The organism is Campylobacter magnus, assembly GCF_028649595.1.
Lineage (GTDB): Bacteria > Campylobacterota > Campylobacteria > Campylobacterales > Campylobacteraceae > Campylobacter > Campylobacter magnus.
On record NZ_JAQSLK010000003.1, the window covers coordinates 165,724 to 179,791 of the forward strand.

General features: G+C 40.2%; 14 protein-coding genes and 1 pseudogene. All 15 read right to left on the reverse strand.

The window, feature by feature from the left end:
- Window positions 1-198: 198 nt before the first annotated feature.
- The 15 genes and pseudogenes from PTQ34_RS05335 to PTQ34_RS05400 all read right to left on the reverse strand — a co-directional run bounded on the left by PTQ34_RS05335 (window position 199) and on the right by PTQ34_RS05400 (window position 13,929).
- Window positions 199-921, reverse strand: coding sequence for a fumarate reductase iron-sulfur subunit (locus PTQ34_RS05335; protein WP_273930700.1), 723 nt, complete (start codon window positions 919-921; stop codon window positions 199-201).
- The gene (locus tag PTQ34_RS05340) at window positions 914-2,902 is read right to left on the reverse strand and encodes a fumarate reductase flavoprotein subunit (protein ID WP_273932490.1); all 1,989 of its coding nucleotides are present in this window, start codon (window positions 2,900-2,902) and stop codon (window positions 914-916) included. Before PTQ34_RS05340 ends, PTQ34_RS05335 begins: the two co-directional genes overlap by 8 nt.
- Entirely contained in the window at window positions 2,902-3,672 is a 771-nt protein-coding gene (locus PTQ34_RS05345; protein WP_273930664.1) for a fumarate reductase cytochrome b subunit, read from the reverse strand. The genes PTQ34_RS05340 and PTQ34_RS05345 overlap by 1 nt, the downstream gene beginning before the upstream one ends.
- A 53-nt stretch (window positions 3,673-3,725) precedes the next feature.
- On the reverse strand, window positions 3,726-4,598 hold the full coding sequence (lgt, locus tag PTQ34_RS05350; RefSeq protein WP_273932491.1) for a prolipoprotein diacylglyceryl transferase: 873 nt from the start codon (window positions 4,596-4,598) through the stop codon (window positions 3,726-3,728).
- A 155-nt stretch (window positions 4,599-4,753) separates the two neighbouring features.
- Window positions 4,754-5,080, reverse strand: a complete 327-nt coding sequence (locus PTQ34_RS05355) for a chaperone NapD (RefSeq protein ID WP_273932492.1) — start codon at window positions 5,078-5,080, stop codon at window positions 4,754-4,756.
- Window positions 5,077-5,979, reverse strand: coding sequence for a WD40 repeat domain-containing protein (locus PTQ34_RS05360; RefSeq protein ID WP_273932493.1), 903 nt, complete (start codon window positions 5,977-5,979; stop codon window positions 5,077-5,079). The genes PTQ34_RS05355 and PTQ34_RS05360 overlap by 4 nt, the downstream gene beginning before the upstream one ends.
- A complete protein-coding gene (locus tag PTQ34_RS05365; RefSeq protein ID WP_273932494.1) occupies window positions 5,969-6,271 on the reverse strand; it encodes a 4Fe-4S dicluster domain-containing protein in 303 nt (100 codons plus the stop codon). The genes PTQ34_RS05360 and PTQ34_RS05365 overlap by 11 nt, the downstream gene beginning before the upstream one ends.
- A 2-nt stretch (window positions 6,272-6,273) precedes the next feature.
- On the reverse strand, window positions 6,274-6,783 hold the full coding sequence (locus tag PTQ34_RS05370) for a nitrate reductase cytochrome c-type subunit (protein WP_273932495.1): 510 nt from the start codon (window positions 6,781-6,783) through the stop codon (window positions 6,274-6,276).
- Window positions 6,780-7,568 carry a quinol dehydrogenase ferredoxin subunit NapH gene (napH, locus tag PTQ34_RS05375; protein ID WP_318532617.1) on the reverse strand — a complete coding sequence of 263 codons (789 nt, stop codon included), beginning with the start codon at window positions 7,566-7,568 and terminating at the stop codon, window positions 6,780-6,782. The genes PTQ34_RS05370 and napH overlap by 4 nt, the downstream gene beginning before the upstream one ends.
- A complete protein-coding gene (napG, locus tag PTQ34_RS05380) occupies window positions 7,565-8,320 on the reverse strand; it encodes a ferredoxin-type protein NapG (RefSeq protein ID WP_273930658.1) in 756 nt (251 codons plus the stop codon). Before napG ends, napH begins: the two co-directional genes overlap by 4 nt.
- Before the next feature lie 9 nt (window positions 8,321-8,329).
- Window positions 8,330-11,104 carry a nitrate reductase catalytic subunit NapA gene (gene napA / locus PTQ34_RS05385; RefSeq protein ID WP_273932496.1) on the reverse strand — a complete coding sequence of 925 codons (2,775 nt, stop codon included), beginning with the start codon at window positions 11,102-11,104 and terminating at the stop codon, window positions 8,330-8,332.
- A 221-nt stretch (window positions 11,105-11,325) separates the two neighbouring features.
- A complete protein-coding gene (locus tag PTQ34_RS08865) occupies window positions 11,326-11,805 on the reverse strand; it encodes a CZB domain-containing protein (RefSeq protein ID WP_404814911.1) in 480 nt (159 codons plus the stop codon).
- Window positions 11,788-12,075: pseudogene (locus PTQ34_RS08870) on the reverse strand (methyl-accepting chemotaxis protein); the annotation flags it as partial. The gene PTQ34_RS08865 and the pseudogene PTQ34_RS08870, both read right to left, overlap by 18 nt.
- A 505-nt stretch (window positions 12,076-12,580) precedes the next feature.
- On the reverse strand, window positions 12,581-12,805 hold the full coding sequence (locus tag PTQ34_RS05395) for a FeoA family protein (RefSeq protein ID WP_273930655.1): 225 nt from the start codon (window positions 12,803-12,805) through the stop codon (window positions 12,581-12,583).
- Window positions 12,806-12,888: 83 nt separating this feature from the next.
- Complete coding sequence (locus PTQ34_RS05400) at window positions 12,889-13,929, reverse strand: Mrp/NBP35 family ATP-binding protein (RefSeq protein WP_273932497.1); 1,041 nt, start codon at window positions 13,927-13,929, stop codon at window positions 12,889-12,891.
- Window positions 13,930-14,068: the final 139 nt, after the last annotated feature.

Below are 14,068 nucleotides of genomic sequence, written 5' to 3' on the forward strand. Positions count from 1 at the left end.
GGCTGGGGGATGACAGGGAATTCTAAAATTCCCTAGCTAGTAATCGCTAAGTAAAAATCTAGAATTTCTATAAATAAAAAGGTAAAAATAAAATGTAAGATAAAGGGAATTCTAAAATTCCATATAGAGATCCTCGGGTCAAGCCCGAGGATGACAGGAAATTCTAGAATTCTAAAAGCCTGCTAAGCAGAGCTAAAATCAGTCTTTTACAGTAGCTAGTTTGCGGCGCATATAAGCGATTTTGCTTTGAAGTGGTAGGTGCTTAGGACAGTTATCCTCACATCCTAGCAGTGTCATACAGCCAAAGACACCATCATCATCGCCCACAAGCTCGTAGAAATCAGCATCGCTTCTCTCATCAAGCTCATCTACCTTAAAGCGTGCCACGCGGTTTAGCCCCACAGCACCGACAAAATCAGGTCTCATGATAGCAGTACCACAGCTAGCTACGCAGATACCACACTCGATGCAGCGATCAAGCTCAAAGGTCTCTTGCGCAGCCTCAGGGCTAACCTTTTTCTCTATTTTAGAGATATCAGTTTTCTCGCTTGTGTGTATCCAGCTCTCAACTCTTTTGCTCATGTTGTTCATCCACTCACCAGTATTTACGCTTAGATCTTTGATTAGCTTAAATACTGGCAAAGGCATAAGCTCGATTACACCGCTTGGATAGTCTTTTGTAAGCGTGCGGCAAGCAAGCTGAGGTTTGCCATTTACTACCATACCACAGCTTCCGCAGATACCAGCACGACACACAAAATCAAAGCTAAGACCTGGATCAAGCTTTTCTCTTATCACATTTAATGCGATAAAAAGTGTCATACCATCAGTTTCTTCTATCTCATACTCAGCAAAATGTGGTTTGCTGATTTTGCTTTGCGGATTATATTTAAATGCGCGAATTTTGATTTTTCTACTCATAGCCTTTACCTGCTCTTTCATTTAGTGCTTTGTATTCTGGTTGAAGATCATAGTGCATTAGTGCCTCTTGGATTTCGTGGCGTGGCTTGCCCTCAGCTTCCATTTTAGAGCGGATCTCATCAACTTGCGCTTGGCGGATAGCAGAGTTTGGATGCTCTATGATATTTCCTTTTGCGCCATATCCACGGAATGCCGGTGGCATCTCCATTTTCATTATATCTAGCTCTTCGTATTCTACTGTTGGCTTAGTAGCGCCCTCTTGCCAGCTAGTTAGTGTGCGTTTACACCAGTTTAGATCATCGCGTTTTGGATAGTCTTCACGGTAGTGAGCACCACGGCTTTCTGTACGTAGATACGCACCCCATGCTATACAAAGGGCTAGTTTTAGCATTTTTGGTACACGGTAAGCCTCTTCTAGCTCAGGGTTTCCATATAACTCTTTGTTTTCTAGCTTGACATTTGTGCTTTCTTTGTATAACTCTTCAAGCTCATCAACTGCTTTTTTTAGACCCTCACCAGTTCTAAAGATAGCTACATGCTCCCACATGATTTCTTTCATTTTGTTTTTGATTTCAAATACATTGTATTTGCCATCTTTATCAAGTAGGCTTTGCAGGTAGTCTTGCTCTTTTGTGATGAATTTTTCTATAGTTTCTGTTTTGATATCAACTTGTGCTGCTTTGCAGTAATCAGCAAAGTAGTTACCGATAATCATACCAGCTACTACAGTCTCAGCTACTGAGTTTCCACCAAGGCGGTTAAAGCCGTGCATATCCCAGCACGCAGCCTCACCAGCTGCAAAAAGACCTGATAGAGTAGGGCTCTCGCCTGTTGGCTTAGTGCGGATTCCACCCATTGAGTAGTGTTGCATTGGCAGAACTGGCGCCCAGCCTTTTGGACCCTCATCAGCAGGATCGATACCATTAAATATCATACAGATTTCTTGAACATCACGAAGGTTTTTTTCTATATGAGCACGACCCAAAATGCTAATATCTAGCCAAACATGCTCGCCATAAGCACTTTTTACGCCTTTGCCTTTGCGGATGTGCTCCATCATACGACGACTTACAACATCACGGCTAGCAAGCTCTTTTTTCTCAGGCTCATAATCAGGCATAAAGCGGTATCCATCTACATCTCTAAGTATACCACCATCACCACGGCACCCCTCAGTTAGTAGGATACCACTTGGCACGATTGGAGTTGGGTGAAACTGAACCGCTTCCATATTTCCTAGCTTAGCTAGGCCAGTCTCAAGTGCTATCGCAGCACCTGTACCCTCGCAAATAACAGCGTTTGTAGTGTGTTTATAAACTCTACCATAACCACCAGTTGCGATTAGTGTGCCTTTTGCCACATATGCTGCTAGCTCGCCAGTGATTAGATCACGCACCACAGCACCATAGCAGCGACCATTTTCGTGGATTAGAGCGATTGCTTCTTTTCTATCGTGGATTTCTACATTGCGTTTTAAAGCTTCGTTTGCCACGCCAAATAGCATTGTATGTCCAGTAGCATCAGCTGTAAAGCAAGTACGCCATTTTTTTGTTCCACCAAAGTCACGGCTGTGAATTAGACCATGAACTTCTTCTTTTTCTGTGATTGTTGTTTTTTCTGCGTTGATTACTGCTTGGCGGTCGCCTTTTGTAATTCTCGTCCAAGGCACGCCCCAGCTAGCAAGTTCACGGATAGCTTTTGGTGCTGTTTGAACAAACATTCTTGCTACTTGTTGATCACAGCCCCAGTCGCTACCTTTTACAGTATCTGCAAAGTGTAGATCTTCGTTGTCGCCCTCGCTCATTTTTGAGTTGCCCAGACTTGCTTGCATACCGCCTTGTGCGGCTGCTGAGTGTGAGCGTTTAACAGGACAAAGGCTAAGAACTACAGTGCTAAGACCTTTGTCGCTAGCAGCGACTGCTGCACGAAGTCCAGCCAAGCCTCCACCGATAATTAGTGAATCATAATAAAGAACTTTCATTATTTAGCCTCCATAGTGTAAGCTGATGTTTGCCAAGAGTTGCCATCTATATTGTTAAAGTTGTAATAGCCGATTTTTAAGAAAGCTGCAAGGCTAAGAAGTCCAAGAACTAAGAAAAATACGCTAATAACCCATTTTGCTTTTTTAAGTTTAGCACGAGTTTCTTTTGGATTTGCACCATCGAACCAGCCCCATTTCATACATAGTCTGTATAGACCGATACCACCGTGTAGCTCTACGCTAAATAGTAGCACTAGATAAAATAGCCACATAAGGTGAGTAAATACACGCTGAGAGCTCATATCAGCTGAAAGACCATCGCTAGTAGCGATAATAATAAGGTGAGCTGAGCCCAAGAAGAACATAATAAATCCAGTACATGCCTGAATCCACCATAGACTAGTATCGCCGTGATTCATGCGAGTTGCATGTCCGCGGTATAGTCTCCACTGACGCCAGTTAATAGGCATCTTGCGCATACCAAGAGCTGCGTGCACAAAGAAAATAATAAGCACACCACAAGCTACTACAGTAGTTGCGTAAGTCATATAAGGAGATGAGCTTAAAAAGCGTAGCTCCATGATATGAACCACAGTGTTAAAGGCATCTTTGCCTAACAAAATAGTCGCCACAAATAGCATGTGCGCCCACATAAAAAGACCTAGAAATAGGCCAGTTCCACTTTGGATTAGGTCTAGCTTGGCAGGAAGGCGAGATTTTTTACAATCTGCTCTTTTGCCTAGATATCCCTCGATAGTAGTGTTTACCATAAGGCATCCTTTCTGATTAAAGTCTTGTTATTGTATAATTTGCTAACTAAAAGTTACTTAAAATTTTGGCTTTTTTTGTTGTTATTTACAAAATTTTTACATTTTTTTACATTTTTTGAGCTTTTTAAGTAAAATAAAAGCAAAATTCCAGCCCCAAACATAAGAAGTGAGAGCAGCTGTCCCATAGAAAGTCCAAAAATCAAAAAACCAAGCTGCGCATCAGGCTGCCTATAAAACTCGCAAATAAAGCGTGCTAGTGTGTAGAATATAGCATATAGCGCAATTAGCTCGCCATTTGCTTTTTGAAATCTTTTGGCAATTAGCAGGGCAAAAAACACTCCAAAACCCTCTAAAACTCCCTCATAAAGCTGGCTAGGATGCCTTGGGATACCATCCACGATTATCGCCCACGGCGTGCTTACCAAGTCTGTTTCTCTGCCAAAGAGCTCTTGGTTTAAAAAATTGCCAATTCGCCCAAAAAAATACGCAAGCGGAATGCTAAGCGCACAAAGGTCTAAATATAGCCACAAATCCTGTTTATGTCTGCGACAAAAAAGAAAGGTAGCAATAATAAAGCCAAGCACCGCACCATGATAGCTCATGCCACGGATGCCTACAAACTCGCCGTTTGCGTAAGGATTAAAAATCTGCCAAGGAGCGCTTAGATAAAAGACTGTGTTTGTATCGTAAATGATGATATAGCCAAGGCGCGCACCAAGTATCACGCCTAGTTCTGCCCAGATAAAATAATTATCTAGCATTTTTTCAGCAATAGGAATTTTGTATAGTTTTACAAAATACTTTGCCAAAATTAAAGCCAAAAGCAAAGCTGTGATATAGCAAAGGCTATACCAATAAACATTGAAGCCAAAAATACTAAAAGCAAGTGGGTCAAAACTGCTATAAATGTTGTTCCAAGTATCCAAAACTCATCCTTTAAAAGATAAAATTATAGCAGATTTTAAGCAAAATCTAGAATTCCTAGAAAATATTTTGCTTAGGAATTCTAGATTTTATTTAAGAATTCTAGGCTTGGGAATTCTAGATTTGATTAAGGAATTCTAGAATTCCCTAGGGAATTCTAGACATTTACATGCCCGCTGTATTTGATCTTTTCAGTCGGGGTTTTTTCTAGTTTGTCCATTATCTCATCCATGCTTCTAGTACCAAGGGCATCTACATCGGCTGGGTCTTCATAGCTATATATCATTGCTACATTCGCTATGCCATCTATGCGCTCTAAGGCGCGATATGCTTTTATTTGTCCGTCAGTGTCATCGCTTTCTATTACAGCTACGATTTTATCGCCCTGGCTTACTTCTATGCTAGCGTATTTGCTAATTTGCTCGCTAATGCTTGCTATATCAGTGTTTGATTGTAGCGTGATTACAAGGCTTGAGAGATTCATTTTGCCTCCCAGAAGTATAGATTATTATCATATCCAGCTCCTACTAGCTCGCCATTTGGTAGGAATTCTAAATCAGTTAAAAGTGTGCCTGTGTAGGGAATTTCTTTTATTTCTTTGCCGTTTTTGTCAATTATAACTATGCTTTTTTCTTTGCTAAATGCGCCTATATCGCTATTTAAAGCCACTTTATATACTGGAAATCTCGTATCATACCAAGTTTCTTTTGCCCCATCAAAATAGCGTGCTTTTCGCTCTGGCGTACCTGTTAGCAAGCGGTTTTCATACACGGCTATATCATAAATGCGGTCTTTGTGTAAAGCTTCTTCTTTGCTTAGTTTTTTTGCGCCTAGGTCGTAGTAAAAGACTATTCCGCCCTCGCAAGCTAGCAATAGGCTTTTTCGGTCGGTGCTGAATACAGCTTTTTCAAAGCCTGAGATTGTAAATTTACTTGTGTGTGTGATTTTTTCACTTTTTATATCATAGTAGTTTATTTCGCAGTTTGGGCCGATTAAAAGCAGGGTATTTTCATCCAAAAATAGCACTTGCTTTAGCATAGCAACCGGCGATGGTATGATTTTTGTTTTAGCATTTATGATTAAAATTACATTTTTTCCTAGTTCATCAGCTTCGCTAATAGCAGCTATTTGCCCATTTAGCTCGCTTATTTGATATATTTTTGAGCTTTGGTCTTTGCCAAAGTGATTTGAGATTTTTGGCAGAGTTGTTAGAGCGCTAAACTGCTCATTTTTAAACACTCCAAGCTCGCCATCATCAAGCCCTACAAAGATACCATTATTGCTAGCTTTTAGTGCGGTTATATTTGCTGGCATTTTAAAGCTCATATCGCCTAGGCAAACAGCAGCAAAAATACTAGCAGCTAGAAATTTTTTAACAAACATTTATCGCTCCTTTAAAACATGAGCTTATGCACTCATTGCAATTATCACATTTTTCATTTATAACTGGGCGAAAAAGTCCTAAAAACTCTATCGCCCTAGCATGACATACATCAGCGCAACTACTACAAACTACATCATTCCATGCTAGGCAAGTAGTGGTGTTTATTTGTAGTTTTTGTGCCTCTGTTGGGGAATTCTCGCTATCAAAGCTTTCTGGCTTAGAAACTCTAGAATTCCCTAAGTTTGAGTTTTGCTTAGGCAAAAACTTGCCCAAAAACTCTCGCCTATTCATTTTTAGTTAGCACCTTGATTTAAAATATCTATCAAGTTTGATTTTTTCTTGCCATCAGCAGTTCTAAAATCAGCCTTGAAATTATTTTTCACAAGTGGTTTTGCATCAGCTTGTGGAGCGTGGCACTGAGTACAGTTAAAACGCTCTTGGCTTAGTGCGCCGCCAAGGTCTTTTTGGTTTTCCATTTTTATAAGGTGAGTTTTTGGCACTGGAGTAGCATTTAGTGCTGCTGCTACATCTGGCAAGTGACAGCTAAGACAAGCGTTATTGTCTTTTGTAATCTCGCCAAAATCACTAATATCATGTGAAATCATCGGTGGAGCGTTCTCAAAGCTACGCTCAATTAGCTTGCTCTCGCCAGCTGCTGCTTGCTTCCACTCAATATTTCTACTTTTCACATCATCGTTGTTTAGATCACCACGAAGACCAAATTTCGCATCATCAATAGTTTTTGCTATACCGCAACTTGCTAGCAGAGCTAAACTAGCGGCTATTAAAGCAATTTTTTTCATTTTTTATCTCCAAAATTTAAGATAGTAAAGTTTAGCGCATCGTCATTACAAATCTCGACGCATCGCCCACAGCTTATACACTCACTACTTACTAGACCATCGCTTTTGCCTACCATATTAAGCGTACTTGTCTCAGGGCAAACCCTAAGGCACTCATTACACTTTTTACATTTATCTAGGCTATATTTTATGCGAATTAGCGAGAACTTACTAGCCACAGCCCAAAAAGCTCCAAGCGGACACAAATGCCCACAAATAAAGCGTTTTTGAACAAAAATATCTACTAGCAAAATCGCTACAAAAATCGCAAAAAAGCTACCGCCAAGATAAACTACAGAGCGAGTTAAAGCACCAATATAGCTTACACTCTCAAAGGCTGCGATGTGAAAAATCGCACTTAGCACAAGGCTTAAAACTAACAAATAATAGCGTGCTTTTGGGCTAAAGCTTGCTAGATTTTTTGTTATACCTATTTTTGTACGGATGTAGTTTGCCAAATCAGTTACTATATTTACTGGACAAACCCAACCACAAAAAGCCCTAGGCGCAATGAGTGCGTAAAATACTAGCACGATAATAGCACCTATTACAGCTGTAGTGCTAAGCGCAAGTCCAGCCAAAAATAACTGAAGTGCTGCAAAAGGGTCGTTTAAGTGTAAAACTCCAAGTAGTTTTGAGCCACTAAGATTGCCTTCTAGGAACTTGAATATTCCAAGATTTCCTAGCACAAACAAAACTAGAATTCCTATTTGAACAAGGTGACGAACAAAAGTAAACTTCATCATAGCTCGACTCCTTTATCTAGTGCTTTTATGCTTTTTTTAAGATCCATTTTTATGTTTGTATCGGCATCTTTTAGCTTAGCATCGCCACCTTCTTGCCAGCCTACTACATAGTTATCATTTAGCTCACCAACGACAAGCTCTCTTGGCACTACTGTAATGGCTGCTTTTTTGGTGATACAAGCATGCTCGCATTTACCACAACCTGTACAATAGGCAGGATCTACTTTTGGCAGTAGCATTGCGTGCTTGCCAGTGCGATCATTGTGCCTTGCGTCTATTACTATAGCCTTGTCTATTAAAGGACAAGCACGGTAACAAGCATCGCACTGAACACCAAGATAAGCAACGCAGTTTAGCTCATCAACCACAGCTATACCCATTCGGGCTTTATTTATATCATAGCTGCCTTGTTCGCTAAGAGCCTTTTTATCCAAAGCATCAGTAGGACAGGCCTCGGTACATGGTATATCAGTACACATATAGCAAGGAATTTTGCGTGGCTCAAAAAACGGAGTGCCTATACCTACGCCATTATCTCTAAACTGGGCTAAACGCAAGGTATCAAAGGGACAGGCACTTACGCACAGTCCACAGCGAATGCATTTTGTAAGAAATGCATCTTCGCTCAATGCCCCAGGTGGGCGCAGGCGTGGTAGCTGCGTAGCACTAGCATATTGAGTGCCTACAGCCACGCCACCTGCTACTAGAGCAAGGAGCGAAAAACCGGTTTTAAAAGCTTCTCTTCTTTGCATTTTTTGCCCTTATGCTTTATAGATTTTCACCGCACATTTTTTGTAGTCAGTTTCTTTTGATAGTGGACAAGTAGCATCCAAACAAACCTTGTTGATATATACATTTTCATCAAACCAAGGCACATAAACAAGACCAACAGGTGGTTTATTTCTACCTCTAAAGTCTACTTTTGTTTTTACTTTACCACGGCGGCTTTCTATCCATACTTCTTGGTTTTGCTCAAAGCCCATTTTTTTTGCATCATCTGGGTGCATGTAGCAAAGCGCCTCAGGTACCGCACGATATAGCTCAGGTACACGCATAGTCATAGTGCCTGAATGCCAGTGCTCTAGCACGCGTCCAGTACATAGCCAGAAAGGATATTCTTTGCTTGGTTGTTCTGCTGGTTCCATATAAGGACGGAAGAAGATTTTACCTCTATTTTTTAGGCTTACTTTCTCACCATCGCCAGCTTTATTTAGATCGCCAAATGGCAGTGCTGCATTTTTATTGCCATAGAATGCGAAATTACCTGGTCCTTCTTCTTTTCTAGCATAAACATCGTATTGTTTGTTAAATCTCCACAATGTCTCTTTGCCATTAACCACTGGCCATCTTAGACCACGGACTTTGTGATAAGTATCAAAGTCAGCTAGGTCGTGACCGTGTCCTACACCAAACTCACGGTATTCTTCCCAAAGTGATTTTTGAACAAAGAATCCACAGCCTTTAAATACTTTACCATCACCGCCTTTTACATTTCTTTTATCGCCAAATACTTCTGTGTTATCATAGTTTTCCATGATAGGATCTTTTGGAGCGAATTTTTTCGCAGCTGGTGTGGCATAAAGCACATCATATAGGCTAGTTTCTGGTGTGTAGCCAAACTCACCAATCTTGTCAAGCACATTAGGCAAAGTAACTTTATCATTTACTTTTAGCTCGCCATAAAAGTCTTTTAGTTTAAAGCGTTTGCTAAACTCCATCATTTGCCAAGTATCACTCATAGCCTCACCTACTGGAAGCACTTGTTGACGCCAGTGTTGAGTTCTACGCTCAGCATTACCATAAGCACCCCATTTTTCGTATATCATCGCAGTTGGTAGGATTAGATCAGCTACTTTTGCGCTGATGCCTGGATATGGATCGCTTACTACGATGAAGTTATCCATTTCACGGGCTGCTTTTAGCCAGTGATTTGCATTTGCTGTGTTGTGCCAAGGGTTATTTACTTGAACCCAGATCCATTTTATCTTGCCATCTTCAAGATCACGCATGATTTTTACATATGGAGCACCTGGGACTGGATTTAGAGTGCCATTTGGCATGCGCCAGATTTTCTCAGTTGCTTCTCTGTGTTTTGGATTTGCTACTACCATGTCAGCTGGAAGACGGTGAGAGAATGTTCCTACCTCTCTTGCAGTTCCACAGGCTGATGGTTGACCTGTTAGAGAAAATGCGCCATTTCCTGGCATGCTTTGTTTGCCAAGCAAGAAGTGAACCATGTAGGCTTGTTCGTTTACCCAAGTACCTCTTTGGTGTTGGTTAAAGCCCATAGTCCAAAAGCTTACAACTTTGCGTGCTTTTTCTAGGTAAAGATCAGCTAGGGCTTGAAGTTTTTTCTTAAACTCGCCTAGGTCCTCATTATCATCGCCTTTGACGATAGGTGCGACAAAATCAAGTGTGTAAGGCTCTAGACCTTTTTTGAAGTCCTTAAAGCCGATTTGCCAGTGAGCATCAGGTTTGCTGGCGTTTTTATTTTCCATTACATCACCTTCTTTTACACCTTTAAAGCCTAAAGTTACAGCCTCAGCCTTGCTGATTATAGTTTTTAGCTCTTTTGCTACTGTGTCTTTTTCGCTATCAGCAAATTTTGGGTGATTTGGATTGTTTCTCATACCATAGCCGATATCTACTGGGCCAGTTGTGAAGGTGCAGTGATTTTTGACAAACTCTTCATCCATAGCCTCTGGTTTATTATAAAGAATCTCGTGTGCTATGTAGTTCCAGATAAGCAAGTCAGTTTGAGGGCGGAAAATGATCTCAAAGTCTGCTATGTTTGAAGTTCTATTTGAGTAAGTAGATAGGTTTACTACTTTTACACGATCTGGATTGTTTAGCTTAGCATCGCTTACGCGTGACCATAGAATTGGGTGCATTTCAGCCATGTTCGCACCCCAAGTTACGATAGTATCAGTTAGCTCTATATCATCATAGCAGCCTGATGGCTCATCTATTCCAAAGGTTTGCATAAAGCCAACAACCGCTGATGCCATACAGTGGCGAGCGTTAGGGTCTATATTGTTTGAGCGAAAGCCACCTTTTATTAGCTTAACAGCTGCGTAGCCCTCTTGGATAGTGTATTGACCACTACCAAATACACCTATGCCAGTTGGCCCTAGTTCTTTATAAGTTTTGCGAAGTTGTTTTTCCATCTCGTCAAAGGCTCTTTGCCAGCTAACTTCTTGGAATTTACCTTTTTTATCAAACTCGCCTTTAGCATTTACTCTAAGAAGTGGTTTTGTAATGCGGTCTTCGCCGTACATGATTTTTGCGTTAAAATATCCTTTTATGCAGTTTAGTCCACGGTTAACCGGAGCTAATGGATCGCCTTTTGAAGCTACGATTTTACCATCTTTTGTGGCAACCATAATACCACAACCTGTACCGCAAAAGCGGCAAACTGCTTTATCCCAGCGCCAGCCAGCCTCAGCGTTTTTTGCTGCACTTGCTGGGCTTGCTATACCAGCTGCGCCACACGCTGCTGCTACTGCTGAACTTTTTATAAATTCTCGTCTGTCCATTTTTTCCTCCTTAGAACATTGAGTGATCGAGATTATAATCTTATTTAGATAATTCTAAGCTTAACAAGACAAAATTAGTTTAATTTATATTTATGCTGAATTTAAAAAATTTAAGTGATTTTTGATTGTTTTTTGAAGTAGAGAATTCTAGAATTTCCTAAAAACTTTTTCTAGGGAATTCTAGACATCTAGGGAATTCTAGAATTCCCTAGATTAAGATTTTAGTTTGATTGACCTTCTTTTTCTAGTAGAGCTTCAAGGTTTCTTTTTGCATTGCAAGAAAGCTCTTTAAAGGTATCAAATAGTTGTAGTGATGCTGCCTCAGCTGCTATAAGGCTCTCGATGATTTGAGGTTTGTTGTTTTGGCACTCGAAATCATCACATTTTTTAGCCAGAGAAATAGCAGAATTGATTTTATCATGAACTGCTTTGTGAGGTGCTTCAAGCTTAGTAAACTCAGGCAGTTTGCCAAAAGTCTCTTTGCCTTTGCCAGTATACCATTTACCCATACGACAAGAAGTGTGATCAGCTAGAGTCTCGCCAGTTCTATTAAATACTCTATTGTATCCATTTACTTTAAAGGCAATGTGGTCAAGCTTAACTAGGTTAAAGAAAATGCTATTTGCGATGAAAGTGCTTGATTTTTGGATATTATGTGATTGCTCAGTTAGAGCTGCGAATTTTCGTGTAAATTCGCTGATATGTTCGCTACTTTGATTGCTGATTTGCTCTACTTCTTCACTTTGGCTAAACATCTCGCCAGAGTTTTGTTTTAGAAGATTGATGTTCATCTCAACTTCGCTAGTTGCTTTTTGAGTTCTCTCAGCTAGATTTCTAACCTCGTCAGCAACAACGGCAAATCCACGACCATGCTCACCAGCTCTTGCTGCTTCGATAGCTGCGTTAAGTGCTAGCAAGTTTGTTTGATCTGAGATATCTTTAATTAGGTTGATAACATTTGAAATCTCATCTACGCTTTTATTTAGGTTCTCAGCTGTAGCACGGCTGCGGTTTGCGCTTTGGCTAATGTGAGTTAGAGAATCAGCTAGGTTGTGGCTAACCTCGTCTAGTTCACGGATGTGAGCGATATTTTCAGCTACTATGTGTGCGCTTAGTTGGTTTACATCTAGGTTGCCTTCGATGTCGCTTTGGATCTCTTTTACGCAGTCTACTACGCCTTTGTTCATGCTTTCAATTGCCTCGATAAAGCATTTTTCCTGGAATTGAGCGAACTCGAATTGAACCTTTTCAAGCTTTTTTTCAAGCTCGTTAATGTGATTGTCTTTTTGAGCGATTAGCTCTTGAGCGTTTGCAAGTTGTTGTTTAAGAACTTCTAGTTCTTTTGAATTGCCAAACATTGTATCTCCTTTTTTAAAATTCGGGCTTGATTATAGCATAAAATTTATTTTTTTTAAATAAAAAAAATAAATTTTTGGTTAAATTTTAAGAAAATTTTGTAATATTTTTCAAAAAATTTTAGTTTAGTTCTACAAAAATATGCTCAGCTTCGTTGCTGCGAAGTATCACACAGGTGCGTTCTAGCTCGATGGCTACGGTGTTTTTGCCTAGTGTTGAGTTGATTTTTAGCAGTTTTTTGCCCTCGCTAAGACCAAGGCTAAAAAGTCTATCTCTAAGCTCATCGCCAGCTGTGATACGCATGATTTTTGCGCTTTGGTTTATTTTTAGTTCGTTTAAACTCATGGCTGTTCTTATTTTTTTAGTATTTTTACCTAGGGAATTCTAGAATTCCTAGATAAATTTTTAGTAAAATTCTAGAATTGCTTTTAGTGAGGTTGTATGCTAGAATTGCTAGCACCACCTGCGCTTTTTAGCTTTTCTAGTTCGTCCCAAAGGACAGCCGCTGCTTTATCATAGGCTTTGGCAGCGTTGCTATTTGGTTCATAGAAAGCAACTGGCTTGCCCAAATCGCCTCCCTGCCTAATGCTAGGCTCAATTGGCACCTTAGCGATTATGTTTGTGCTATATTTTTGCGCTAATTTTTCAGTTGCCTCTCCACCGCCGAAAATATCATATTTTTTACCACAATCAGGGCAGATAAAGCCACTCATATTCTCAACCACGCCACCTAGCTTAATGCCAAGTTTATTAAACATATCAAGGGCTCTGCTGCAATCATCAAGCGCTACGCTTTGAGGTGTGGTAACGCACACACCAAGGCTAACTGGCACGCTTTGAGCCAAGGTCAGCTGCGCATCGCCTGTGCCAGGAGGCATATCCAAAAATAAAGCATCTAAACTCCCCCAAGCCACTTCATTTAGAAGCTGCGTGATAGCTTTCATTATCATTGCCCCACGCCAAATTAGACTTTGTCCAGGCTCAATTAACACACCCATACTCATCATTTCAAGTCCGTGGCTGGTAATAGGCTTTAATTTATCGCCCACAGCGTAGGCACGCTCATTTTCACAGCCTAGCATTCTAGGGATATTTGGGCCGTAAATATCAGCATCTAGAATTCCTACTTTTTTGCCCATTTTTGCCATGCTAAGAGCTAGATTTAGCGTGGTTGTGCTTTTGCCAACGCCACCTTTGCCGCTTGAAATCATAATGAAGTTTTTTATCTGTGGGGCTATGTTTTTGTTTTGTGGACTGCTAGCTTGCTGTGGTACTGGTGTGAGTATTTCGCACTCTAAGCCAAGGGCAGATATCGCTTTTTCAAGCTCATTTTTTATTTCAGGCTTTGCGCTAGGGATTTGTACAACAACCTTTGGCTGGGTAGCTTTTACAAAGCCAAAATCTACTATGCTTTTTTTAAAGCCCGGATAAATAATGCCTTTAAGTTTATTTAAGATTTCTTCGTTCATTTTTTTTTGCCTTTTAAAAATTTTTAAAATCTTAGCTGAATTTGATAAATCTTTGACTAAAATTTTGATAATTTTTATTAAAGTTTTTAATAATAATTTTTATATCATATATAAAAAGCTAATTAAAGATATATGAGAA